This is a genomic window from Pseudomonas sp. CAN1 (assembly GCF_030462585.1).
Classification (GTDB): domain Bacteria; phylum Pseudomonadota; class Gammaproteobacteria; order Pseudomonadales; family Pseudomonadaceae; genus Pseudomonas.
Genome location: NZ_JASMRU010000017.1, coordinates 26,384 through 50,831, shown reverse-complemented (window position 1 = coordinate 50,831; position 24,448 = coordinate 26,384). Strand labels below are relative to the sequence as shown.

The following is a 24,448-nucleotide window of genomic DNA, read 5'->3' as shown; positions in this document are numbered from 1 at the left end:
GCCCGTGCGGCAGCGGAGTCAGGAAGGTGGAGAGCCGCAGCATCAGCCATTGCCCCTGGCGCGTTGCCACAGGGCGAGGAATTCGCCGCGACTGATTTCGCCGGTGATGCGCAGGCCGCGACGTTCGCTGCCGTCAGGGCCGATCCAGAGCACGCTGGGCGGGCCGGGCACGCGGTAGCGCTGGAGCAGGGCGCGGCTGTCCGGGCCATCGGCGGTGACGTCCAGCCGCAGCAGGCGCACGCCGTGCAATGCCTGCTGCACGTCCGGCTGTTCGAACACCTGTTGCTCGATGACCTTGCACGCCACGCACCACTCTGCCGAGTAATCCAGCAGCACCCATTGCTGCTGCGCCTTCGCATCCTGCAACTGGGCATCGAGTTCGGCTGTGCTGCGAACGGTGACGAATTCGCTGGCGGCAGCCTGTGTGACCGCGCGTGCGGCGCCGTAGATTTTCAGTGGTTGCAGCGGGCTCTGTGCGCCACCTGCGGCGCCCAGCAGCATGGCCGCGCCCCAGAGGATCGCAGTCAACCCGGCGGCGCCGGTGACCGCGCGCCGGCCCGGCAGGCTGCGCCCGGTTTCCACTGCGGCCCAGCCGAAGGCCACCAGCAGCGCGCCGCCCAGTGCGACCCAGAGCGTTGCGTCGAGCACCGGGCGTATCACCAGCCAGGCGCTGGCCAGCAGCAGGAAGCCGAACAGCCCTTTCACCGCCTCCATCCAGGCACCGGGGCGGGGCAGCCAGCGCTGGCCGAAGGTCAYCACCAGGATCATTGGCACGCCCATGCCCAGGCCGAGGGCGAACAGAACCGAACCACCCAGCAGCAGGTCACCGGACTGGGCGATGTACAGCAGCGCGCCAGCCAGCGGCGCGGTCATGCATGGGCCGACCAGCAGGCCGGAGAGCACGCCGAGGATCGCCGCGCCACCCAGGCTGCCACCCTTGCGTTGCTGGCCCGCAGCATCCAGGCGCTGACGCAGGGCGGAGGGCAGTTGCAGCTCGAACAAGCCGAACATCGGCAGCGCCAGGATGACGAACAGCGCGGCGAAGCTGCCGAGCAGCCAGGGCTGCTGGAGCCAGGCCTGCAGGTTGGTGCCCAGCGCGGCGGCAAGGGTGCCCATGGCGGCGTAGACCAGCGCCATGCTGACCACGAAGCTGCCGGCGAGCAGTGCCGAACGCCAGCTGCGCGCGCCGCTGCCGACCACCACCGAAGCGAGGATCGGCAGCATCGGCAGCGAGCAGGGCGTGAAGGCCAGCAGCAGGCCGAAGGAGAAGAACAGCGCGAGGCTGGAAACCAGCCCGGCCTGTTGCAGTCGCGTCGCCAGTCCTTCGTCCACAGCGACTGCGTCACTACCTGCCAGCTGCGGCGCAGCGCCCGAGGTCGGCGCCACCGCCTGGTGTTGCGGCGGATAGCACAGGCCGGCATCGGCGCAGCCTTGCCAGCTGACTTGCAAGGTGCTGGCGCTGCCGGGTTGCAGGAGGATTTCCAGGTCATCACGGTAGATGGTCGAGGCGCCGAAGAAATCGTCGTGATGCTCCTCGCCAGCGGGCATCGGCGGCAGCTCCGCTGCGCCGTCGACGCGCAGCCGGTCGCGGTACAGGTAGTAACCCGGCGCGATGCGCCAGTGCAGGCGAATGCGGCCGTCCTCCTGCCGGCTTTCATCGAAGGCGAAGGCCTGCTCCACCGGCAGGAAATCCGCCTCGGTGCCTTTGCGGGGTCCGAACAGCGGGTCGGAAGGTTGCGCCAGGGCCAGGCCGGGCAGCAGCAGAAGCAGCAGTAACAGGAAACGTCGCATCGGGTCCTCGCGGCAAATCGGTCAGCTGCGAGGTTCGCCGGCTCCGATTAACCCAGCATTAGCTGGTCGCCCTGCGGTCGACGCTGGCCGCCGCATCGCATAACGTTCAGTTAATCCCCGAATGGCAGCGTGCCGCGATCTTCCAGGCGAATTCCTCCATGCACGTACTTCTGACCGAAGATGATGATCTCATCGCCGCCGGCATCGTCTCCGGCCTGCGCGCCCAGGGCATGACCGTCGACCGGGTGGGCAATGCCGCCGACACCGACTCGCTGCTGCAGGTCGCCCGTTTCGATGTGCTGGTGCTCGACCTGGGCCTGCCCGACCAGGACGGCCTGCAGCTGCTGCGTCGACTGCGGCGGCGCGGCGACGATCTGCCGGTGCTGATCCTCACCGCGCGCGATGCGGTGAGCGACCGGGTCGCCGGCTTGCAGGCGGGGGCCGACGACTACCTGCTCAAGCCGTTCGACCTGCTCGAACTGCATGCCCGCCTGCACAGCCTGCAGCGCCGGGCAGCGGGGCGCTGCAGCAATGTCATCGAGCATGGCTGCCTGAGCTTCGACCCCAGTACGCGGGAGACGCTGCTGGACGGCGAGCCGGTCGACCTGTCGCGCCGCGAGCAGGCCCTGCTGATGGCGCTGCTGGACCATCGCGGGCGCATCCTCACCGCCGACCAGCTCAAGGACAGCATCTACGGCCTGACCGACGACGTGGAGAGCAATGCCCTCAACGTTCACATCCACAATCTGCGGCGCAAGCTCGGCGGCGGCATCGTCGAAACCATCCGTGGCCTGGGCTATCGACTCGGCGCGGCGGGCAGCGATGACGGTGCGAACCGATGAGCCTGCGCGCGCGGCTGAGCCTGATCCTCGGCACGACCTTCCTGCTGCTCTGGTCGCTGGCGGCGCTGTGGATGCTCTGCGACCTGCGCGAGCGCGTGACGCATTCGCTGGATGAGCGCCTGGCTGCTTCCGCGCGAATGGTTGCCGGCCTGTTGCAGCAGCTGCCCAGGCCGCAACCCGGCCACAACGAGGCGAACCGGCTGACCGCCGAGCAGTTGGGGATTCCCGACGGCCTGGCCTGTCAGGTGGTGTCGCTGCGCGGCGAGGTGCTCGCGCAGAGCCATGCGACGCCGGACCGGTCCCTGGGCAATGCCGGCAAGGGCTTCCACACCCAGGACATCGACGGCTCGCAATGGCGCAGCTTCACGCTGCAGGTGGGGGACATGTGGATCAGTACCGCTGACCGCATCGAGGAGCGCGAGTTGCTCAATCGCTCGATCCTGATCTCGGCGGCGGTGCCGGTGGTGCTCGCGTTGCTGGGTAGCCTGGCGTTGCTGTGGCTCGGCGTCACCCAGGGGCTCAGCCCGCTGCTGCGCATCCGCGAGGCCATCGCCCGGCGTGGCGCCGATTCGCTGGAGCCGTTGTCGCTGAAGCGCCTGCCGGCGGAGCTGCGGCCACTGGTGGAATCGCAGAACCAGCTGTTCGTGCGCATCGCCAGCGCCATCGAGCGTGAGCGCCGTTTCGCCGGCGATGCCGCCCATGAATTGCGCAGCCCGCTCACCGCGATCAAGACCCACCTGCAGGTCGCCCGCCTGACCACCGGCAAGGACTCGGAGCAGGCCCTGGCCTATGCCGAGCAGGGCGCCGACCGCCTGCACCGCACACTGGAACAGCTGCTGGTGTTGGCCAAGGTCGAGGGCAGCCTGGGCTTCGACGATGGCGGCGCGAGCACGGTGCTGGAGGTGGTTCGGCATGCGGTGGAGGACGCGCTGCATGCGCAGCCTGGCCGGATCGAGGTGTGTAACGACGGCGTCGCTGCCGACCAGCAGCTCGAAGCCCCCGCAGTGCTCGCCATCCTAGCGCTGCGCAACCTGCTGGAGAATGCCATGCGCCATACCCGCGCCGGTACCGAGGTCGTGCTGGAACTGCGTACGGTGGCTGACTGCCTGGTTGCCCGCGTGGTGGACCAGGGGCCGGGCGTCAGCGCCGAGTTGCTGCCGCGCCTGACCGAGCGCTTCTGGCGCATGGACGGCAAGGGCGGCAGCGGCCTCGGGCTGGCCATCGTCCAGGCCATCGTCGAGCGCTGCCATGGCCGGCTGGCATTCGACAGCTCGGCGGATGGCCTCTGCGCCATCCTGGAGCTGCCGCTGCGGCGCTGAGGCTTCAGTTGCCGATGATCCGCTCCATCTCCTGCTGGCCGAGTTTGGCCTGCGGATCGTTGAAGTGGTAGTGCGCATTCAGGTCCAGCGCCCGGTACGCAGCCGGGTCGGCCTCTGCGCGCTTGGCGGCGGCTTGCAGCGTGGTGCAGGCCTGCAGCAGACCGAGGGGGAGAACCAGGAGTAGCAGTCGTAAGCGTCGCATCGAGACCTCGGGTCGGGAGGATTTCACCCCGTTGGCTCAGGCGCCGACGGGGGATGTTCGCGGCGGTGCCGCGTCGACCTGAGATGCTGTGAGGCCCCGATTAGCTGGGTATTAAGCGCGTGTCTCCTGCTTGCCGGAAAACACCAACGCCCCGGCCGGGGCGCGGGGCGTTGGTGTTTTTGCGGGCTTGCCAGCGGCGGTGCCAGCCCCTGGTGCTAGACCCCGGTGATCGAGGCGGTCTTGGTGTTGAGGTAGGCCTCCAGCGCTTCGCTGCCGCCCTCGGTGCCGTAGCCGGAGTCCTTCACGCCGCCGAAGGGCAGCTCGGCATAGGGCGTGGCGCGCTGGTTGATCCAGACCATGCCGACTTCCAGGCGGTTGCTCAGCGCCTGCGCGGTCTTGATCGAGCGGGTGTAGGCGTAGGCGGCCAGACCATAAGCCAGGCGATTGGCCTCGGCGATGGCTTCATCCAGGTCGTCGAAACCGCGCACGCCGGCAATCGGCCCGAAGGGTTCGTCGTTGAACAGCGAGGCATCCAGCGGCACGTCGTCGAGGATGGTCGGCGCGTAGAAGTTGCCGCTGTCACCCACGCGATTACCGCCGGTGAGCAGCACGGCGCCCTTGGCCTGGGCGTCTTCCACACAGGCGCTCATGGCGGTTATCCGGCGCGTGTTGGCCAGTGGGCCGAGGGTCGTGTTCTCGTCCAGGCCGTCGCCGATGCGCAGCGCCTCGGCGTGGCGCACCAGTGCCTGGTTGAACTCGGCCTTGCGGCTGTTGTGCACCAGGAAACGCGTGGGCGAAATGCATACCTGGCCGGCGTTGCGGAACGCCGACAGGCCAGCGGTGCTGACCGCCAGTTCGACGTCGGCATCCTCGGCGACTATCACCGGCGCGTGGCCGCCCAGTTCCATGGTCACCCGCTTCATGTGCGCACCGGCCAGCGCGGCCAGTTGCTTGCCCACGGGCGTGGAGCCGGTGAAGGTGACCTTGCGGATGATCGGGTGGGCGATCAGGTGCGAGGAAATCTGCTGCGGGTCGCCATACACCAGGCCGAGCACGCCCGGCGGCAGGCCGGCATCGAGGAATGCCTGGATCAGTGCGGCCGGCGAGGCCGGGGTTTCTTCCGGCGCCTTGACCAGGAAGGAGCAGCCGGTGGTAAGCGCGGCGCTCAGCTTGCGCACGATCTGGTTGACCGGGAAGTTCCACGGGGTGAACGCCGCGACCGGGCCGACCGGCTCCTTGAGCACCAGTTGCTGCACGTCCGGCGAGCGCGAGGGCACGATGCGGCCGTAGACGCGCAGGCCTTCGTCGGCGAACCACTCGATGATCGGCACCGCCGCGGCGATTTCGGCGCGGGCTTCCTGCAGCGGCTTGCCTTGCTCCAGGGTGATCAGCGTGGCGATCTGCTCGATGCGCTCGCGCAGCAGACCAGCCGCGCGGCGCATCAGGGTAGCGCGCTCGTAGGCGGGCGTCGCACGCCAGGTTTCGAAGCCTTTCTGCGCGGCGGCCAGGGCCAGGTTCAGGTCATCCACCGTGGCGTGGGCGACGCGGCCGATGGTCTTGCCGCTGGCGGGATTGGCCACATCGATCCAGCGGCCGTCGCCGCCCGCCCTCCAGACGTTATCGATGAGCAGTTGGGTATCGGGGTAGGGGAAGGCAGTCATGGGATCATCTCCATCCGGTCGGGGCAGGCCGCGAATCGACTGGGCAGGCACGCTGGGCTGCCAGTCGAGTATTAGAGCGGCGCGGGCCCGCCAGCATAGCAGGAGCTTTTTGGCAGTACGTCGATTGCGACCCGGCGGAGAGCTCGGGCCAGCCGCCGGCGCGAAGACGCTCGAACGGCTCTCGCCTGGCCCACGGCACTGGCAAATCGGGCCAGTTGCCGAAGGTTGATATCAGCCTGATGTCATAGTTGCGGGCTGCCCGCTGGCGTACTGTTTGTCCGTTTACAGGGAGATCAGCCGATGGGAAAGGATGCAGGGTCGGAGCGGCAGCCAGCCTGCCCGCGTTGCTCTGGCCAAGAGTTCATCAATGCGCAGATTCGACGTGACCCGAGGACCTTCGGGCTGGTGCAACAGGTGCTGTGCGTCAGGCGGGACTGCCAGGTGGTGCTGGGCGTCATGACACTGTCTTCGCTGGCGAAGCGCCCCCAATGAGCGCCATGCAACAGGTTGACCGAGAGCGCCGGGATTGCTTTGTCTGCCAGGCGGAAGGTCTGTCCGCCGCGCTGGGCAATCACCTGCAGATGGAGTGCCCCCTGTGCGGGGTGTACCGGGTTTCACAAGGGGCCATCCGTTTGTTCGAGGACGGTCTGCTGATGGACATCGACTTCACACGACGCTGGATAGCCAGTTATCAGGGCAGCCCGAAGCCGCCGATGATGGCCACCTCCGTGGCGCTCCGGCGAGTCCGCAAGCGTTGACCGGGCACTGATAGCGTTCAGCTGACCGCGCTGCCCGCCAACGCCTCGCGCAGTGCGGCGTAGTGCTGGACCAGGCGCTCCAGAGAAAATGCACGGTTAAGCCCGCTCGGGTTGGGTAGCAGCCATACCCGCGCACCGCCCAGGTGCGCGGCCTGCTCGCCCCAATCCAGCTGGCCCTGGCCACTGATGGCGGAGTACGCAGCCTTGCCGAGAAAGGCCAGGCAGCGCGGCGCATAGTGGGCGATGCGCTGCTCCAGAGACTGCGCCGCCAGCCGGTATTCCTGCGCGCTGATCGACTGCGCCGAAACGGTCGGCCGCGCCACCGCGGTGGTCAGCCCGCAACCGTAGTCGAGTAGACGCGCATCGTGCTCTGCGTCGAGCAGTTCGGCGCTGAAACCGGCCAGATGCAGCACCCGCCAGAAACGATTGCTCGGGTTGACGAAGTGCTGGCGCCGCTGTGCCGAGCCCAGCCCCGGATTGAGGCCGCAGAACACCACGTCGAGGCCTGGCGCCAGGAGGTCGGGAAGGATCGCTTGTTCGCTCATGCATCACCGTGGCGGGGAACAGGGCGGAGATTATCCAGCGACGCGGTGTGCGGGCAAAGCATTGCACACCGTTAATGGAAGTAGGCTTCGCCCGCGCCGCTCCCCGGCAGTGCATGGGCCAGCAGTGCGGCTAGGTAGGTTGGATTCAGCAATTGGATACTGGCGGCAGGAAATCATAGTGCCGGGTGTCTGCTACCGACCCATAACAGTTTCCGCCCGCGCCGACTTCGTCCTGGCTCACTGTTAGGATGTGGCCGCAGGTATCCAGAATGATCGACCCCAGCTTGGCGCGCCGATCTGGGGAAATTTGGAGGGTGTGGCTAATTGCAGCCGTCAACCGATGTCCGCATTCGCCTCGATAACGCGATTACACTGGCCACTCCCAAGCCACGGCGCGGTGCAGCAATGACTTCTCCATCCAATGTGCGGCTCGCCTTGAGCACTGATCTCGACGGGCTGATTGCCCTGGACGCGATCGCGCGATGCGAGCCGAGGCGCCGCAGGTTCATCGAGCAGGCAATCACCGCCGGCCAGTGCTGGGTCGCCGTGGAAGCAGGCGACTCCTCGGTGCTGCTGGGATATGGCGTCCTCGACTATTCGTTCTTCGAACAGGCGTTCATCCCGCTCGTCGTGGTGGGTGATTCGGCGCGGCGTCGTGGCGTCGGCTCGGCGATTCTCCGGGCGCTGGAATCGCGGAGCGGGGCGGCGAAACTGTTCACCTCGACGAATGCGTCGAATGAGCCGATGCGCAGGTTGCTCGGGAAGCTCGGCTTTATCGGCAGTGGCCAGGTCGAGAACCTGGACGAGGGTGATCCCGAGCTGATTTTCGTGAAGCTTCGCTGCTGATCTCCCTCCGGAATCTTCCTGCCCAGTGGAGGATTTCCGCCGCGTGATTCGTCGGTCAGTCCGGGCAAAATCTTGTACATCTTTTATTCTTGTACAAGTTTTCTCCGTTCGCCGTGCCAGCGGGGTGTGTCATGCACGCGGGTCGATATCGTCGGGAGACTGTTCTGTTCGGATTGCTGCTGTGCCTCGCCGCCAGCTCGGTCGCCGCGGACTGGCGCGCAACGCTGCCTTCCGCCGCGCCGCTCGGCAGCGGGGAGTACCGCTGGTATGGGCTGCGCCTGTACTCGGCGACGCTCTGGAGTGACAGCGAGCGGCCCTGGCCGGACCAGCCGTTCGCGCTGGAGCTGACCTACCACCGCAGCCTGGGGCGCGACACCCTGGTGCAGGCGAGCATCGAGGAGATTCGCCGCCTGCAGGGTGACGCGGTGGATGAGGTAACGCTGGCGCGCTGGAGCGCGGAAATGGGCCGCGCCTTCGCCGATGTGTCGGCGGGGGATCGCCTGGTGGGCGTCAGCGTTCCCGGCCAGGGCTGCCGTTTCTACCTCAATGACCAACTGCGCCATGAAATAGCCGACCCGCGCTTCGCGGCGGCCTTCTTCGCCATCTGGCTCGACCCCAGGACTCAGGCACCGGAGCTGCGGCGCGAGCTGCTCGGCGATACCCGGAGGTGAACCATGCACAGATTCTGTCTGCTCGCGCTCTGCCTGTTGCTGGGCAGCTGCGGCAACGTCGGGGTCGAGGACTATGCCGGCCAGCAGCCGCAACTCGACCTGGTGCGCTTCTTCGAATCACCGGTGGAGGCCTGGGGCATGTTCCAGAAGCGCTCCGGCGAGGTGGTCAAGTGCTTCCACGTGCAGGTCAGCAGCCGCCGCGACGGCGAGCGGCTGATACTCGACGAGCATTTCCTCTACAGCGACGGGACGCGGCAGCAGCGAGTATGGACCCTGACGCCGCAGGGCGGCGGGCGCTGGACGGGGCGTGCGGCTGACGTGGTGGGGGAAGCGCACGGCCAGGTGGCGGGCAACGCGTTGCGCTGGCGCTACAGCCTGCTGCTGCCGGTGGACGGTTCGACCTACGAGGTGAGCCTCGACGACTGGATGTACCTGATGGACGCCGACACCCTGATCAACCGGTCAAGCATGAGCAAGCTGGGTGTCGAGGTGGGGCAGGTCACGCTGTTCTTCCGCCGCGTGTCGCCACGCTGAGTTCAAGTCTGGTGGGGATTGGCCTGACGAGCATTCGCCAGGCGCAGCATCAGCGGCAACCAGAGCGCCCAGATCGCCGCGAGGAGTAGGCCGCTGGCCAGCTCGCCGAGCGGCAGGTCGACATTTGCCAGGCGTGCGCCCGACAGATAGGCCAGCGGACCGCCGAGCGCGCCCAGCACCGCACCGCGCCAGAGCGGCCGGGCAGCCCAGGCCAGGCTGTGCCGCAGGCTGCTGGCAAACACCGGCCACAACAGCAACAGCCAGGGCGGCGGCAGGGCACCGGGGAAGCGGAAAACCCCGGCCAGGCCCAGCCCGGTGTCCAGCAGCCAGCCGCACAGCGCGACCCGTACCAGGGCGCGGAACTCCGCTGCGGAGTCCGCGCAGCACGCGAGATGAACGCACAGGCCGACGCCCACCAGCGGCAAAAGCCAGCCCCGTTCGGCGCCGAGCACGCAGCCCCACCAGCCCAGTTGCAGCCACAGCGCATTGCCCAGCTGCCAGGCGCGGCTCATGCCGGGAGGACTGGCCGTTCGACCAGGCTGGGCGGCCGTGCGGCGGGGCCGGCCCAGAGCAGCTGGGCGACGCCGATGGCGCGCTCCTGGAAGCCGCCTTCGCAGTAGCACAGGTAGAACTCCCAGAGGCGCTGGAAGCTGTCGTCGTAGCCGCGTTCGAGCAGCGTCTGGTGCGCGCCATGCAGGTTGTGCAGCCAGTGGCGCAGGGTGCGTGCGTAGTGCGGGCCGAAATCCTCCATGTGCAGCAGGTTCAGCTGGGTCTCGCGGCTGGCGGTCTGCAGCAGCGCGGTCAGCGAGGGCAGGGCGCCGCCGGGGAAGATGTAGCGCTGGATGAAGTCCACCGAACGGCACGCCCGCTGGTAGCGCTGGTCGCGGATGGTGATGGCCTGTAGCAGCATCAGGCCGTCGTCATTGAGCAGGGCGGCGCAGCGGCGGAAATACTCGGGCAGGTAGCGGTGGCCGACGGCTTCGATCATCTCGATGGAGACCAGCTTGTCGTAGCGTCCCTGGAGGTTGCGGTAGTCCTCGCAGAGCACTGTGATGCGGCCTGCCAGCCCCTGTTGCGCGACGCGCTCGCGGGTGTAGGCGTATTGCTCGTCCGAGAGCGTGGTGGTGGTGACGCGGCAGCCATAGTGGCTGGCCGCGTACAGCGCCAGGCTACCCCAGCCGCTGCCGATTTCCAGCAGGTGGTCGCCCGGCTGAAGGTCGAGCTTGTGGCAGATCAGCGCGAGCTTGGCCAGCTGCGCCTGTTCCAGCGAATGCTCGGGCGTGGCGAAGGTGGCGGCGGAGTACATCATGGTCGGGTCGAGCAGGCATTCGAACAGCGCGTTGCCCAGGTCGTAGTGGGCGACGATGTTGCGCCGCGAGCCGGCGCGGCTGTTGCGGTTGAGCCAGTGCAGCAGGCGCAGCGCCGGGCGGCCGAGGCGGGCCAGGCCGCCTTCCATGGCATCGAGCACGTCGAGGTTGGCGACGAACAGCCGGGTCACCGCAGTCAGGTCCTGGCTGCGCCAGAATCCGTGAATGTAGGCCTCGCCGGCACCGATGGAGCCGTTGCCGGCCACCAGCGCCCAGGCCGCCGGGTCGAGCACTTCGATGTGCGCCTTGAGCGGGCTTTCGGCGTCGCCGAAACGCATTTCCTCACCGTTGACCCACAGGCTCAGCTGCCCGTGGCGCAGCCGGCGCAGTTGCGCCAGCACGGCCTGCTTCAGCGGCACGCTGGCGAACAGCCCGCGGCTGCCGGGCTTAGTGATGCTCAGAACGTTCTGCGGCATGCGCGACTTCCTCCTGCCGGGTATGGCCAACCGAAAAGTGTTCCGTGCTGGCGTGGTGGTCATGGATCGGTGCGCGCCTTAGCAGCAGGCGCAGTGCCTGCCAGTAGATGGCGCCGAGGGTGCGCAGGCTCAGCCAGGGAAACGCCAGCACGTGGCGGCGCAGGCCCTGGCCATCCAGCGGCTGACAGCGCAGGGCGAGATCGGCCTCGAAGACCTTGGCGCTGCCGCGCCAGTTCTCCATGTGCAGGTGCAGGCTGCGTTCGTCGCGACGCAGGCGCATGCGGTACTGCAGGTCGCGGGGCAGGAAGGGCGAGACGTGGAAGGCCTTGTCGACCTCCAGCTCGGCCGTTGCGCCGGGTTCCACCGGCAGCACGTAGTGGAAGCGCTCGCGCCAGGGGGTATTGCGCACCTCGCAGACCAGGGCGCGTAGTTGCCCCTGCCGGTCATGGCAGAGGTAGACACTCACCGGGTTGAAACTGATGCCCCAGCTGCGCGGCTGGGTGAGCAGGTGGACGGGGCCGTCAGGAGGATCCTCCAGCGACTCGCGCAGCAGTGCCCGAATGGCCTCGGCAAGCCCCATGCCTTGCCCGGTCCAGCGCGGCAGGTAATCGCGCTCGCGCCAGCACAGCGGAGCCAGCGGCGAGGTCGACAGGCAGCGCGAAAGCGCCAGCACGGCGGGCAGCTCGGCGAGGTCCAGGTAGAGCATGCCCATCGGGTAGCGGAACTCCCGCGCCGGTGCCAGCAGGCGCCGATGGCGGACCCAGCCGCGGCAGAGACGGCTGTTCACAGTCGCTCCCCGAAGCATTCGGCGACCGCCAGCGCACTGACCACGCCGTCCTCATGGAAGCCGATGCCCCAGTACGCGCCGCAGAAATAGCTGTGCTGCTGGCCCTGCAGGCTTGCTTGCCTGGCCTGCGCGGCAACGCCGGCGAGGTCGTACTGCGGATGGGCATAGCGGAACCGGGCGAGCACTTGCGAAGGGTCCACTGCGTCGCCTTGATTCAGGCTGACGCAGAAGGTCGCGGGCGCGTCGATGCCCTGCAGCAGGTTCATGTTGTAGGTCACCGTGGGCGGCAGGTGGCGGGCATCGTTCAGGCGGAAATTCCAGGCGGCCCAGGCCTTGCGGCGCTGCGGTAGCAGGCGCGTATCGGTATGCAGGACGACGTCGCTTTCGGCGTAGCGCAGGGCGCCCAGCACCTCGCGCTCGGCGGCATCCGGGCTGGCCAGCAGGGCCAGCGTCTGGTCGCTGTGGCAGGCGAACACCACCTTGTCGAAACGCTCGCTGCCCTGCGAGCTGGTCAGCGTCACGCCGTCGCTGTCGCGCTCCACGCGCTGTACCGGGCAACTCAGGCGGATGCGGTCGCGAAAGCTGCGGCACAACGGCTCGATGTAGGCGCGCGAGCCGCCTTGCAGGACCCGCCATTGCGGCCGCCGGTTGATCGACAGCAGGCCATGGTTGTCGAAGAAGCGGACAAAGAACTGCAGCGGGAATTCCAGCAGCCGACCCCGGGGCATCGACCAGATCGCCGCCCCCATCGGCACGATGTAGTGCTCGATGAAGCGCTGCCCGTAGCCGCGCTCGCGCAGGTAATCACCCAGGCTCTGCTGCGGGTCGAGACGGGCGTGGGCGAGGTCGTCACGGGCTTCGCGGTTGAAGCGCAGGATGTCCCGCAGCATGCCCCAGAACCCCGGCGAGAGCAGGTTGCGCCGCTGGGCGAAGAGGCTGTCGAGGGTGTTGCCGTTGTACTCCAGCCCGCTGGCGGGATCATGCAGGGAGAAACTCATGCTGGTGGCCTGGCTCGCCACGCCCAACTGATCCAGCAGCTGGATGAAGTGGGGGTAGGTCCAGTCGTTGAAGACGATGAAACCGGTGTCGATGGCGTAGCTGCGGCCCTGCCAGCTGACGTCGACCGTGTGGGTGTGGCCGCCGATCCAGTCCGCGGATTCGAACACCGTGACCTCGTGGCGACGGGCCAACAGGTAGGCCGTCACCAGGCCGGCAATGCCGCTGCCCACGATGGCGATGCGCATGGCTCAGTGCTCCTGTGGCGGGCGCGCCAGGCGCTTGCCCAGCGCCAGGCGCCAGGCCGCGGGAAGGTGGCCCAGGGTGCGGATCGCCAGGCTGAAGGCGAGCGGGAAGGCGATTTCCAGCGGCCGCTTCGGCAGGCGCTCGGCGATATACGCAGCGGCACGCGCGGCCGGCCAGCGCTGCGGCATCGGGAAGTCGTTGCGGCGGGTCAGTGGGGTGTCGACGAAGCCGGGGCTGATCAGCGTGACGGCGATGTTCTCCGCTGCCAGGTCGATACGCAGCGATTCGAACAGGTAGCGCAGCGCCGCCTTGGATGCGCCATAGGCGCCGGCGCGTGGCAAGGCCAGGGCGGTCACCGCGCTGCACATGACGGCGACCTGGGCCTGCTCGCCCGCGCGCAACAAGGGCAGCGCCGCTTGCAGGCAGCTGCTGGTCCCCAGCAGGTTGGTGCGGATCACCCGTTCCACCAGATCGGCATCAAAGGCGCCGGGTTCCAGGTATTCGCAGGTGCCCGCATTGAGCACCAGCAGGTCGAGTGCTCCCCACTCCCGGCGGATGCGCTCGGCGATGGCGGCCAGCGCGCCGGCATCCTCGATATCGCCGGGCACCAGCAGCACCCGGCCGGGAAACTCCTCCGCCAGCGCCGCCATGGGCGCACTGCGCCGCGCCGTCAGCGCCAGTTGATGGCCATCGGCGAGCAGCCGCCGCACCAGCGCCGCGCCGATGCCACTGCTGGCGCCGGTCAGCCAGATGCGCCTCATGCCAGCCTCCGCTTCAGCCAGGCAATCACGCCGCCCATGACGGGCAGGTGCTCGTAGAGCAGGGCGCCGGCGTCGTAGTAGTCGCGGTGGCGGTACACGCGGTCGTGCCAGAGCAGGTGCGAGCAGCCGTCGGTGCGCACCGGTGCGCCGCCGTTGAGCCGCGGGTGAGTGAAGGTCAGGGTCCAGCGCAGGTAGCCCTGGCCCGGCGCGATTTCATCGAAACCGTGGAAGTCGTAGCGGATGTCGTGGGCGTTGGCGAACAGCTGGGCGAAGTAGGCGCGCACCCTGGGCAGGCCGTGCAGCGCATGCAGGGGGTCGATGAATTCGATGTCGGGGCTGTAGAGCTGTTCGAGCCGGTCGAGCGTGCCCCGATCCAGTTGGGCGAACGCCTGAGCGAAGGTTTGCAGGAACGCGGACATCCAGGCACCTCCTGAAAGTTGTACAACGACTATTTTTCGTACAACCTTTTGCAGGTTAATTCAAAACTTGTACAAGTCAAAATCAATGTACAAGTTTTCGTTGCAAACCCTGGCCGGGGCAGGCTGATGGCAGGGGAAGACGCTCGTCGCCATATCTAAATTTAAATTGAATTTAGATTTAACCTGCGTCAGGCTGACGACCACTGCCAGTACCTCCAGGAAACTCCATGGCCTCCCGCGAATCCCGAAAAGACGGTGAAGCAACCCGCATCCGCATCCTCGAAGCCGCTGGCGAGCTGATCTCGACGCTGGGCTTCGGCGAGACCAGCAACAAGGCGGTGGCGGCCAGGGCGGAGGTCGACCTGGCCTCGATCAACTACCACTTCGGCAGCCGCAACGGGCTCTACCAGGCGGTACTGGGTGAGGCGCGGCGGCGCTTCCTGGATATCGCCGACCTGCAACGGATCATCCAGAGCGAGCAAGCGGCGCCGGACAAGCTGCTGGCGCTGACCGAACTGGTGGTGCGCAAGGCGTCACGCGGACGGGAGAGCTGGCACCTGCGCGTGCTCGCCGCCGAGGCGCTGGCGCCGAGCAGCCACGGCCAGGAAGTGCTGCATCCGCAGAAGGCGCTGAAGCTGACGCTGCTCAAGCAGCTGTTCAGCGAGATCACCGGGATACCCGCCGACGACCCCACGCTGGTGCCCTGCATCCTCAGCGTGACCGCGCCCTGGGCAATGCTGCTGATCGGCCCGCGTGGAGGGCAGGGCGCCCTGCGCGAGATCCTCGACATGCCTGCCGAGGCCGTCACCGCGCAGCTCTACAGCTTCACCCTGGCCGGGCTAACCGAAGTCGGCCGGCAATATCGTCAGCGCAGCGCTGGCGCCTGAGTTCGTCCCCTTAACGACGTTCCCCTCGCAGCAGGTCAGACCCCATGCATTCGGCCTCCGAACAGACCCTGGCGCCGAGCGCGACTCCCGCGCTCGACGCCACCGATAAAAGTCCCTCCATTCCACTGCTGCTGGCGGCGCTGCTGCTGGTGATGTTCCTCGCCGCGCTGGACCAGACCATCGTCTCCACCGCGCTGCCCACCATCGTTGGCGAGCTGGGCGGGCTGCACCTGCTGTCCTGGGTGGTGACCGCCTACCTGCTGGCGTCCACCGTGGTGGTGCCGCTGTATGGCAAGTTCGGCGACCTGTACGGCCGCAAGCGTGTGCTGCAGACCGCCATCGTGCTGTTCCTGCTGGGTTCGGCGCTGTGCGGGCTGGCGCAGAACATGACCCAGCTGATCCTCCTGCGCGCGTTGCAGGGGCTGGGCGGTGGCGGCCTGATGGTGGTGGCGATGGCGGCCATCGGCGATGTGATTCCGCCGGCCGAGCGCGGTCGCTACCAGGGGCTGTTCGGCGGCGTATTCGGCCTCGCTACAGTGGTCGGCCCGCTGGTGGGCGGCTTCCTGGTCGAGCAGCTGTCGTGGCGCTGGATCTTCTACATCAACCTGCCGCTGGGCATCCTCGCGCTGCTGGTGATCGGCAGCGCATTCCGACCTCATGTCGCGCGGGTGAAGCATGTCATCGACTACTTCGGTGCCTTCTTCCTGACCCTGGCGCTGGCCTCGCTGGTACTCATCACCAGCCTGGGCGGCACGACCCTGAAATGGCTGTCCGTGGACATCTTCTGCCTGGCGCTGTTTGCCGTCGTCGGGTTGATCGGCTTCGTTGCCGAGCAGCGCATCGCCGCCGAGCCGATCATGCCGCTGCACCTGTTCCGCCATCGCACCTTCGTGCTCGCCGGGCTGATCGGCTTCACCGTTGGCGTGTCGCTGTTCGGCTCGGTGACCTTCCTGCCGCTGTACCTGCAGGTGGTCAAGGACGCCACGCCGACCAGCGCCGGCCTGCAGATGCTGCCGCTGATGGGCGCCATGCTGGTGGTCTCGGCGATCACCGGCCGGCTGATCAGCCGCTTCGGCCGCTACCGGGTCTTCCCGATCCTCGGCACCCTGCTGCAGGCGGTCGCGCTGGGGTTGCTCAGCCGTCTCGACCTGCACTCGTCGATGCTGCAGATGAACCTGTGCATGGCCCTGCTCGGCGTCGGCCTGGGCATGGTGATGCAGGTGCTGGTGCTGGCTGTGCAGAACAGCGTCGAGTTCCGTCACATGGGTGTGGCCACCTCCGGGGCGACCCTGTTCCGCTCCATCGGCGGTTCCATTGGCGTCTCGGCGTTCGGCGCGCTGTTCTCCCATGAGCTGGTCAGCCGCCTCGCCAGCAGCTTCCCGGCTAGCGCCGGCTCGCCGGCCAACCTGTCGCCGGCCGCCGTGCATGCCTTGCCGGCGGCGTTGCAGCAGGCCTACCTGGAGGCTTTCTCCGGGTCGATGCACTGGGTGTTCCTGGTGGCCTGCCTGGTCAGCAGCGTGGCCTTCGCGCTGTCCTGGCTGCTCAGGGAAGTGCCGCTGCGCAAGGCCTGAACGGGCTGCTCAAGGCCTGGTGGACGCCGGCGCGATGCACCTGCTTTCCCCGTCCGTTGATATGCATCAACCGTATTTCTCCGTCGCCAAGCACACTGGACCGGCTCGGCCGAGGCTTTATACAGCCCTCGGTCAGGCTGCATCCAAGCGCAATTCCTGCAAGGAGAAAGAACGATGGCAATGATGAAAGCGGCGATCTTCGTGGAGCCGGGGCGAATCGAACTGGCGGACAAACCGATCCCGGAGATCGGCCCCAATGACGCGTTGATCCGCATCACCACTACCACCATCTGCGGCACCGACGTGCACATCCTCAAGGGCGAATACCCGGTGGCCAAGGGGCTGACCATCGGCCACGAGCCGGTGGGCATCATCGAGAAGCTCGGCAGCGCGGTGAAGGGTTACCGCGAGGGCCAGCGGGTGATCGCCGGAGCCATCTGCCCGAACTTCAATTCCTATGCCGCCCAGGATGGCGTGCCGTCCCAGGATGGCAGCTACCTGAACGCCGAGGGCCGCTGCTCCTGCCACGGCTACAAGGCCACCGCCGGCTGGCGTTTCGGCAACCTGATCGACGGCACCCAGGCCGAATACGTGCTGGTGCCTGACGCCGAGGGCAACCTCGCGCCGATCCCCGACAGCCTCACCGACGAACAGGTGCTGATGTGCCCGGACATCATGTCCACCGGCTTCAAGGGTGCCGAGAACGCCAACATCCGCATCGGCGACACCGTGGTGATCTTCGCCCAGGGCCCCATCGGCCTCTGCGCCACCGCTGGCGCGCGGCTGCTCGGCGCCTCGACCATCATCGCGGTGGATGGGAACGAGCACCGCCTGGGCATCTCGCGCAACATGGGCGCCGACATCACCCTGGACTTCAATCGCTGCGACGTGGTGGAAGAGGTGATGAAGATCACCGGCGGCCGTGGCGCGGATTCCTCCATCGAATGCCTGGGGCTGCCGAGCACCTTCGAGCAGGCCATGAAGGTGCTCAAGCCGGGTGGCACGCTGTCCAGCCTGGGCGTGTACTCCAAGGACGTGCACATCCCGCTCTCGGCCTTCGCCGCCGGCCTGGGCGACCACCGCATCAACACCGCGCTGTGCCCCGGCGGCAAGGAGCGCATGCGCCGGCTGATGAGCGTCATCGAGTCCAACCGCGCAGACTTCGGCTCGCTGGTCACCCACCATTACGCGCTGGATGACATCGTTGCGGCCTATGACCTGTTCTCGCACCAGCGCGACGGCGTGCTGAAGATCGCCATCAAGCCCTGACCGGCTGGCCTGACGCCAGGGGGAGTGCCCCCTGGCCTCCGCGCAGCGGAGCAGGTCCTCGCGGCTCACTCCTCGCTGCTCACTCATAGCGCCGATGTCCTTGCGAGCGCGCAAAGCGACATTGCCCGGGCGCCCGTTTCCCTGGCCCGGCCCCTGGCTTATAGTCGCGCCCCCAGCGATACCGCCGCTGCAGGCCAGGCCTGCCCCAGGCGGCGCTACCACCGCGGCGCGAGGAGCACGCCAGCCATGAAAACAGAACAGGGCATCCTGCGGCTTTCCATCATCGTCACCGTGCTGCTGGCCGGTTTCGGGATCATCGTCGGCCTGCTGTCGGGATCCTTCTCCATCGTCTTCGACGGTGTCTACTCGCTGGCAGACGCCAGCATGAGCGGCCTGGCGCTGATGGTGGCGACCCTGATCCGCCGCCACACCACCGAAGGCGACGCCAGCCGGCGCCTGGCCGAGCGCTTCAACATGGGCTTCTGGCACCTGGAACCGATGGTGCTGGCGCTCAACGGCACGCTGCTCTGCGGCGTGACTCTCTACGCGCTGATCAACGCCATCGGTCGCCTGCTCAGCGGCGGCCATGCGCTGGAGTTCGGCTTCGCGATCTTCTACGCCGCGGTCGCCACGCTGGTCTGTTTCGCCCTGGCAGCCGTGCAGTTCCGCGCCAATCGGCGCATCGGCTCGGACTTCGTGGCGCTCGACGCCAAGTCCTGGGTGATGTCCGGGAGCATTTCCCTGGCCCTGCTGATTGCCTTCCTCGTCGGCGACCTGGCCACGGTGAGCGGCTACGCGCACTTCGGCCCCTACGTCGACCCGGCGGTGCTGGCGCTGATCTGCCTGGTGATCCTGCCGATCCCGCTACTGACCATTCGCCAGGCGCTCAAGGACATCCTGCTGGTCACCCCGCCGGCGCTGAAACAGCACGTCGACGAAGTCGCCGCCAAGGTGGTCGCGCAACACGGCTTCACCGCCTTCCAGGCCTACGTCGCCAAGGTCGGCCGCGCGCAGCAGATCGAGCTGTACTTCATCGTCCCGCCGGGCTGGCCGGCGCAGACCCTGGACGAATGGGACCACCTGCGCGACGAGATCGGCGAAGCCATCGGCGGCGAAGGCCCCAACCGCTGGCTGACCATCGCCTTCACCACAGATCCGCTGTGGACTCGCTGACGGCGAGCCTTCGCTTTTCTCCGTAATACGTGCGCCACAAGCTGCCGGTCGCCGCATGGCTGGCCCTGTGCGTCTGCCTGCGTCAGTGGGGCCGGCATTGCGAAATTGAGCACATTGGCTGCGTCAATTAACTTGGCCGGTGCTCGCGGCCCGGCGCTGCAAGCCGGGTTCCGGGCCGCCTGAGCGGCCCTTCGCAATGCCAGCCAGAGTCTTTCCATGTCCAGCTTCGATACCTCCGCCATTTCGGCCCGCAATCTGCTGGCCTGCCGTCTGACTTTCCTGCTTTCCGGCGCCGCCATGGGAGCCTGGGCGCCCCTGGTGCCCTATGCCCGCGAACGGGCCGGTATCGAGGATGCCCAGCTTGGCCTGTTGCTGCTCTGCCTCGGTTGCGGCTCGATGGTGATGATGCCGCTGGCCGGTTGGGTGGTGTCGCGGATCGGCTGCCGGCGCACGATCTTCCTGGCCGCCAGCGCGGTGGCAGTGAGCCTGGTGTTCCTTGCCTCGGTGTCGTCCTTCGCGGCGCTGGTGGCGTTCCTGCTGCTGTTCGGCGCTGCGGTCGGCACCGCCGATGTCACCATGAACATCCAGGGGGTGATAGTCGAACGGGCCTGCGGGCGTTCGATGATGTCCGGTTTCCACGGGCTGTTCAGCCTGGGCTGCATTCTCAGCGCCGCCAGCCTCAGCGCGCTGCTGTGGCTTGGCGCGTCGCCGCTGCAGGCTGTCTGCGGATTGCTGCTGAGCGGCGCACTGGTACTGGCGATCCATGGCAATGCGCTGCTGCCCTACGGCGAGGGCGGCGCGAGTTCGCCGTTCATTCGACCCTCCGCGGAGGTCCTGCTGCTCGGTGGGCTGTGCTTCATCGCCTTCCTGGTGGAGGGCGCGCTGCTGGACTGGAGCGCGGTGTTCCTCGCCACCGCCAGGGACGTCGACAAGGCCCAGGCCGGCCTCGGCTATGCCTTCTTCTCGCTGACCATGGCGGCGGGGCGGTTGTGCGGGGATCGTATCGTCAATCGCCTGGGGGAGCGCGCGGTGCTGGTCGCCGGCAGCCTGCTGGCCATCGCCGGGATGGCCGTCGCGGTAGTGTTTCCGCACTGGTACTTCGCCCTGCTGGGCTTCGTGCTGGTGGGGGCGGGAATTTCCAACATGGTGCCGGTGTTCTGCACCCTGGCCGGCCGCCAGCGGCGCATGCCGGCAGGCATGGCGATTGCCGCGATGACCGGCATTGGCTACCTGGGGATTCTACTGGGCCCTGCACTGATTGGTGGCGTCGCCCACCTGGCGAACCTGAGCCTGGCCCTCGCCGGCAGCGCCGGCCTGCTGCTGATCGTGGTCGTCTGTGCGCCCTGGATGACCCGCGAGCGCGCGGCCTGAGGCTGGTAGTTTCCTCACTCAGAGCGACGCACTAGACTGAGACACACTGCGCCGGCCACTGTCGGACGGCGCCGCAACAGGCGCCGCCAATGGACAAGCAGGAATTCCTCCCCGAGAACCTTCGCATCCTCAGCGAAAGGGCCGGCACGGTCACCGACATGTGCCGGCGGATCGGCATCAATCGCCAGCAGTTCAACAAGTACCTGGCCGGCACCCATGCGCCATCCAGGGCCAACCTGCGGGCCATCGCCAGCTTCTTCGGGCTCAACGAGGAGGTGCTGTTCAGCGCGCCGAACGATTTCCGCTCGATGATGGATGGCGGGCACTTCCACCTGTTCCGCGGCCTGGTGCAGTCGCCCGCCATGCAACTGTTCATCGGCGAAATGCTGCGTGCCGGTGGTGGCGGGGAGTTCGCCGGCATCTACGAGCGCTACCACTATTCGTCGATCTATCCGGGGCAGATCCTGCGTTCGATCTTCTGCCTCTACGAGCGCGACGGCGTGCTCATGCACTACTACGTGGAGCGCTTCCCCAGCCTGGACGGCACCGGCAAGGTGGATTACCGCTTCAAGTACCACGGCCTGAGCTTCCTGCTGGCGGGGCGGATCTTCTCGGTGGACTTCGAGACCATCCAGAAGAACGAGATGACCTTCAGCAACCTCGCCGCGGTGAACCGCAGTTCGCGCAAGTACATCTTCGGCGTCACCAGCGGTATCGCCGCGACCATGATGCGCCAGCCGGTAGCGGCGAAGGTCGCCATGTGCTTCGTCGCCAAGGGGCTGATCAGGAAGGAGCACATGCAGCGCGCCACGGTGCTGGCGCCCAGCGATCCCTCGATCCCTCGCGAGGTGCTGAACTACCTGAATTCGGGTAACACCTCCATCGATTCGGCCTGAACAGGGCAGTCACTCGCACGCGGTTAAAGTAGTGCGTCAAAGTGCGTCAAATTTAGCGACTTTGAGAAATTGAGCGACGCACATCGCCATCGTACTTTTCTTCCACGGGGCGAGTTTCTCGCCCTGCCGATGACACGGCCCGTCCGTTGTTTGTGCCGGCTCCATGCGTCCTGCGCCACGCCAGCAGGGGCGCCCGGCAGGACGACTGAGCGTGCGCATCCAGCGGCTGCCGCCAGCCAGGCTGCAGCCTCCTCGATCAGGCAGATCGCAGATGGTGCTTTCTGGCTTCGCGCCAGGGCCAGGCTGCGCCAACAAGAAAAGGTGAATGTGATGGCTGAGTGGATCAAGAAGGCGAAGCCGACCGAGCAACGGGTCGCGGCCAACGACAAGCTGAAGGCAGACGTATCGAACATCCTGCTGGACATCGAGAAGCGCGGTGATGCAGCGGTGCGCGAGCTGTCAGTGAAATTCGACGGCTGGGACCGCAGCGACTACCGCCTGAGCGATAGCGAGATCGAGCAGTGCATGGCCCGGCTGACCGACCGTGAGCGCGATGACATCCTCTTCGCCCAGGCCCAGGTGCGCCGCTTCGCCGACGCCCAGCGTGCGTCGATGCTCGATTGCGAGATCGAGACCATTCCTGGCGTGGTGCTCGGCCACAAGCACATCCCGGTCAACGCCGCGGGCTGCTACGTGCCCGGCGGCAAGTACCCGCTGCTGGCCTCGGCGCACATGTCCATCGTCACCGCCAAGTCCGCCGGAGTACGCAACATCGTCACGGCTGCGCCGCCGTTCCAGGGCCAACCCGCGCCCTACATCGTCGCTGCCCAGCACCTGGCCGGCGCGGATGCCATCTACTGCCTGGGCGGCATCCAGGCAGTGGCGGCAATGGCCATCGGCACCGACAGCATTGACCCGGTGGACATCATCGTCGGCCCCGGTAACGCCTATGTCGCCGAAGCCAAACGCCAGCTGTTCGGCCGCGTCGGCATCGACCTGTTCGCCGGCCCCACCGAAACCCTGCTGATCACCGATGACAGCGTCGACGGCGAACTCTGCGCCACCGACCTGCTGGGCCAGGCCGAGCACGGCAAGGATTCCCCGGCGGTGATGCTCACCACCTCGCGCGAACTGGCCGAAGACACCTTGAAGGAAATCGCCCGCCTGCTGGAGCTGCTGCCCACTGCGGCCATCGCCGGCGAGGCCTGGGAGAACTTCGGCGAGATCATCCTCTGCGAGTCCTTCGAGGAGATGGTGCGCTACTCCGACGAATACGCCTCGGAGCATGTGCAGATCATGACGCGCGATGACGACTTCTTCGTGAAGAACCTGAGCAACTACGGCGCGCTGTTCGTCGGCCCGCGCACCAACGTCTCCTATGGCGACAAGGTGATCGGCACCAACCACACGCTGCCCACCAACAAGGCCGCGCGCTATACCGGCGGGCTCTGGGTCGGCAAGTACATCAAGACCTGCACCTACCAGCGCGTACTGACCGACGAGGCCTCGGCGCTGATCGGCGAGTACTGCTCGCGGCTGTGCCTGATGGAAGGCTTCGTCGGCCATGCCGAGCAGGCCAACCTGCGCGTGCGCCGCTACGGCCACAAGGACGTGCCCTTCGGCGAGCCGGCGCTCTGAGCACGGCCGCCTGCGGAGCAACGCAAGCGCACGTGTGAAGAGCGCGCGTGAAGAGTACTTGGGAAGAGTACGTGTGAGCCGGGGTGTTCCGGGGCCGGGGCCTGCGCCGACTCACGCTACCCGCGGGGCGCTTCGGCGCTCTGCGGTTTTCCGCAACATCCAGCCACCCAGCCTGGAGAACCAGTCATGCCCAACCTGACCGCCGACATACCGGCGAAGCCGCGCTTGCGCGCAGGGATGATCGGCGGCGGTGAAGGCGCCTATTTCGCCAGCTACCACCGCGCCGCCATGCGCCTGTGCAACCGCTTCGAACTGGCCGCCGGGGTGTTCTCCTCGTCGCCGGCAAAATCTCGGGAGGCGGGCAGGGCGCTGGGCATCGATGACGAGCGTATCTACCCATCGGTGCAGGCCATGGCCGCTGCCGAGCGTGGCCGTCGCGACACGATCGATGTGGTCGTGGTGGTGACGCCCAACCACCTGCACTTCGAGGCGTGCCAGGCGTTCCTCGCCGCCGGGATTCCGGTGATCTGCGACAAGCCGCTGGTCAACCGCCTGGGCGAGGTAGACGCACTGCTGGAGCTGGTCCGTCGGCAACCGACCTTCTTCGGCGTCACCTACACGTACCTGGGCTACCCGATGGTCCGCGAGGCGCGCAGCCGCATCCTCGCCGGCGAGCTGGGAGAGATCCGCTTCGTGCAGGCCGAGTACCTGCTGGAATGGCTCTGCCAGGGCTCCGAGGGTTTGAGCGACAGCCTGGCCTGGCGCGGCGACCCGGCCAAGGCGGGGCCGACCAGCGTGGTCGGCGACATTGGCACCCATGCCTTCAGCCTCATGGAGTTAGTCACCGGCCAGCGCTGCCGCCGGCTCAATGCGAACCTCTCGACACGGGTGCCCGGCTGGCCGATGGATGACCATTGCGTCGCCCAGCTGGAGTTCGACGGCGGCGCCGACGGCCTGATGTGGCTGAGCTTTGCCGCGCCCGGCCATCGCAATGGGCTGAGCCTGCGAGTGATCGGCAGCAAGGCGTCGCTGGAGTGGCGCCAGGAAACACCGGAGACGCTGCATGTGCGGCCGGTGGACGGCGCCGAGCGTATCTACCGGCGTGGCCAGGCGGACAACCACCCCCATGCCAGGGCCAGCAGCAGTCTTCCCGCCGGCTGCAGCGAAGGCTATCTCGAAGCGCTGGCAGTGCTCTACGCGGATTTCGCCGAGGCCATGGCGACGGACGAGCTGCGACCTGGCATCGGAAGTGCACCACTTCCGGGGATTGCCGAAGGAGCGCGGGGCGTGCAGTTCTGCCATGCCTGCCTGCAATCGAGCCAGGAGCGCTCGTGGGTGGAGCTGCCCACGGTCGACGCGGAGTGAGCGGCCGGCCGCCCTTTACCAAGATGAGTGCCTGCAGGACCCAGGAGCGAGTCCGCAGGTACCAACCAACGGCTTGTGGCCCAAGGGCCAACTAGTCTTCAGCTGTGCTACGGAATT

The 24,448-nt window shown here is 67.3% G+C and carries 24 protein-coding genes; 14 read left to right on the top strand and 10 right to left on the bottom strand.

Annotation, left to right across the window (positions count from 1 at the left end; genetic code table 11):
• Positions 1-42: 42 nt before the first annotated feature.
• Positions 43-1,791 carry a protein-disulfide reductase DsbD gene (gene dsbD, locus QO207_RS20515; protein ID WP_301534158.1) on the bottom strand — a complete coding sequence of 583 codons (1,749 nt, stop codon included), beginning with the start codon at positions 1,789-1,791 and terminating at the stop codon, positions 43-45.
• A gap of 158 nt (positions 1,792-1,949) precedes the next feature.
• Here dsbD and QO207_RS20510 point away from each other — a divergent pair, with 158 nt between their 5' ends.
• Positions 1,950-2,633 carry a response regulator gene (locus QO207_RS20510; RefSeq protein WP_301534157.1) on the top strand — a complete coding sequence of 228 codons (684 nt, stop codon included), beginning with the start codon at positions 1,950-1,952 and terminating at the stop codon, positions 2,631-2,633.
• Complete coding sequence (locus QO207_RS20505) at positions 2,630-3,952, top strand: ATP-binding protein (RefSeq protein WP_301534156.1); 1,323 nt, start codon at positions 2,630-2,632, stop codon at positions 3,950-3,952. Before QO207_RS20510 ends, QO207_RS20505 begins: the two co-directional genes overlap by 4 nt.
• Before the next feature lie 4 nt (positions 3,953-3,956).
• Here QO207_RS20505 and QO207_RS20500 read toward each other — a convergent pair whose 3' ends face one another.
• Together QO207_RS20500 and QO207_RS20495 are read right to left on the bottom strand one after the other, a co-directional pair.
• Positions 3,957-4,154, bottom strand: a complete 198-nt coding sequence (locus QO207_RS20500; protein ID WP_301534155.1) for a hypothetical protein — start codon at positions 4,152-4,154, stop codon at positions 3,957-3,959.
• 215 nt (positions 4,155-4,369) lie between these two features.
• Positions 4,370-5,815 carry an NAD-dependent succinate-semialdehyde dehydrogenase gene (locus QO207_RS20495; RefSeq protein ID WP_301534154.1) on the bottom strand — a complete coding sequence of 482 codons (1,446 nt, stop codon included), beginning with the start codon at positions 5,813-5,815 and terminating at the stop codon, positions 4,370-4,372.
• Between the two features lie 488 nt (positions 5,816-6,303).
• On the opposite strand from QO207_RS20495, the gene QO207_RS20490 reads away from it, so the two are divergent.
• Positions 6,304-6,573, top strand: coding sequence for a hypothetical protein (locus tag QO207_RS20490; RefSeq protein ID WP_301534153.1), 270 nt, complete (start codon positions 6,304-6,306; stop codon positions 6,571-6,573).
• 17 nt (positions 6,574-6,590) lie between these two features.
• Here QO207_RS20490 and mug read toward each other — a convergent pair whose 3' ends face one another.
• Entirely contained in the window at positions 6,591-7,118 is a 528-nt protein-coding gene (mug, locus tag QO207_RS20485) for a G/U mismatch-specific DNA glycosylase (protein ID WP_301534152.1), read from the bottom strand.
• A gap of 405 nt (positions 7,119-7,523) precedes the next feature.
• On the opposite strand from mug, the gene QO207_RS20480 reads away from it, so the two are divergent.
• From QO207_RS20480 to QO207_RS20470, 3 genes are all read left to right on the top strand, one after another.
• Entirely contained in the window at positions 7,524-7,964 is a 441-nt protein-coding gene (locus QO207_RS20480) for a GNAT family N-acetyltransferase (RefSeq protein ID WP_301534151.1), read from the top strand.
• Positions 7,965-8,095: 131 nt separating this feature from the next.
• Positions 8,096-8,635 carry a chalcone isomerase family protein gene (locus QO207_RS20475; RefSeq protein ID WP_301534150.1) on the top strand — a complete coding sequence of 180 codons (540 nt, stop codon included), beginning with the start codon at positions 8,096-8,098 and terminating at the stop codon, positions 8,633-8,635.
• Positions 8,636-8,638: 3 nt separating this feature from the next.
• A complete protein-coding gene (locus QO207_RS20470) occupies positions 8,639-9,169 on the top strand; it encodes a DUF3833 domain-containing protein (RefSeq protein WP_301534149.1) in 531 nt (176 codons plus the stop codon).
• Between the two features lie 2 nt (positions 9,170-9,171).
• Here QO207_RS20470 and QO207_RS20465 read toward each other — a convergent pair whose 3' ends face one another.
• The 6 genes from QO207_RS20465 to QO207_RS20440 are packed head-to-tail and all read right to left on the bottom strand — an operon-like array spanning position 9,172 to position 14,161.
• Complete coding sequence (locus QO207_RS20465; RefSeq protein ID WP_301534148.1) at positions 9,172-9,681, bottom strand: DUF2878 domain-containing protein; 510 nt, start codon at positions 9,679-9,681, stop codon at positions 9,172-9,174.
• The gene (locus tag QO207_RS20460; RefSeq protein ID WP_301534147.1) at positions 9,678-10,952 is read right to left on the bottom strand and encodes a cyclopropane-fatty-acyl-phospholipid synthase family protein; all 1,275 of its coding nucleotides are present in this window, start codon (positions 10,950-10,952) and stop codon (positions 9,678-9,680) included. The genes QO207_RS20465 and QO207_RS20460 overlap by 4 nt, the downstream gene beginning before the upstream one ends.
• The gene (locus tag QO207_RS20455; protein WP_301534146.1) at positions 10,924-11,739 is read right to left on the bottom strand and encodes a DUF1365 domain-containing protein; all 816 of its coding nucleotides are present in this window, start codon (positions 11,737-11,739) and stop codon (positions 10,924-10,926) included. Before QO207_RS20455 ends, QO207_RS20460 begins: the two co-directional genes overlap by 29 nt.
• Positions 11,736-12,983 (bottom strand): NAD(P)/FAD-dependent oxidoreductase, encoded by a 1,248-nt coding sequence (locus QO207_RS20450; protein WP_301534145.1) that lies wholly within the window; start codon positions 12,981-12,983, stop codon positions 11,736-11,738. Before QO207_RS20450 ends, QO207_RS20455 begins: the two co-directional genes overlap by 4 nt.
• Before the next feature lie 3 nt (positions 12,984-12,986).
• Positions 12,987-13,742 carry an SDR family oxidoreductase gene (locus tag QO207_RS20445; RefSeq protein ID WP_301534144.1) on the bottom strand — a complete coding sequence of 252 codons (756 nt, stop codon included), beginning with the start codon at positions 13,740-13,742 and terminating at the stop codon, positions 12,987-12,989.
• A complete protein-coding gene (locus QO207_RS20440; protein WP_301534143.1) occupies positions 13,739-14,161 on the bottom strand; it encodes a nuclear transport factor 2 family protein in 423 nt (140 codons plus the stop codon). The genes QO207_RS20445 and QO207_RS20440 overlap by 4 nt, the downstream gene beginning before the upstream one ends.
• 227 nt (positions 14,162-14,388) lie before the next feature.
• Between QO207_RS20440 and QO207_RS20435 the strand changes: the two genes are divergently transcribed.
• The 8 genes from QO207_RS20435 to QO207_RS20400 all read left to right on the top strand — a co-directional run bounded on the left by QO207_RS20435 (position 14,389) and on the right by QO207_RS20400 (position 24,331).
• Positions 14,389-15,048 carry a TetR/AcrR family transcriptional regulator gene (locus QO207_RS20435; RefSeq protein ID WP_301534142.1) on the top strand — a complete coding sequence of 220 codons (660 nt, stop codon included), beginning with the start codon at positions 14,389-14,391 and terminating at the stop codon, positions 15,046-15,048.
• Positions 15,049-15,092: 44 nt separating this feature from the next.
• A complete protein-coding gene (locus tag QO207_RS20430; protein WP_301534141.1) occupies positions 15,093-16,619 on the top strand; it encodes an MDR family MFS transporter in 1,527 nt (508 codons plus the stop codon).
• Between the two features lie 174 nt (positions 16,620-16,793).
• Positions 16,794-17,888 (top strand): NAD(P)-dependent alcohol dehydrogenase, encoded by a 1,095-nt coding sequence (locus QO207_RS20425; RefSeq protein ID WP_301534140.1) that lies wholly within the window; start codon positions 16,794-16,796, stop codon positions 17,886-17,888.
• A gap of 246 nt (positions 17,889-18,134) precedes the next feature.
• Entirely contained in the window at positions 18,135-19,061 is a 927-nt protein-coding gene (locus QO207_RS20420; protein ID WP_301534139.1) for a cation diffusion facilitator family transporter, read from the top strand.
• Between the two features lie 216 nt (positions 19,062-19,277).
• A complete protein-coding gene (locus tag QO207_RS20415) occupies positions 19,278-20,432 on the top strand; it encodes an MFS transporter (RefSeq protein ID WP_301534138.1) in 1,155 nt (384 codons plus the stop codon).
• Positions 20,433-20,521: 89 nt separating this feature from the next.
• Entirely contained in the window at positions 20,522-21,328 is an 807-nt protein-coding gene (locus tag QO207_RS20410; protein ID WP_301534137.1) for a helix-turn-helix transcriptional regulator, read from the top strand.
• Between the two features lie 330 nt (positions 21,329-21,658).
• Positions 21,659-22,966 carry a histidinol dehydrogenase gene (gene hisD, locus QO207_RS20405; protein WP_301534136.1) on the top strand — a complete coding sequence of 436 codons (1,308 nt, stop codon included), beginning with the start codon at positions 21,659-21,661 and terminating at the stop codon, positions 22,964-22,966.
• A gap of 186 nt (positions 22,967-23,152) precedes the next feature.
• Positions 23,153-24,331 carry a Gfo/Idh/MocA family protein gene (locus QO207_RS20400; protein ID WP_301534135.1) on the top strand — a complete coding sequence of 393 codons (1,179 nt, stop codon included), beginning with the start codon at positions 23,153-23,155 and terminating at the stop codon, positions 24,329-24,331.
• Positions 24,332-24,448: the final 117 nt, after the last annotated feature.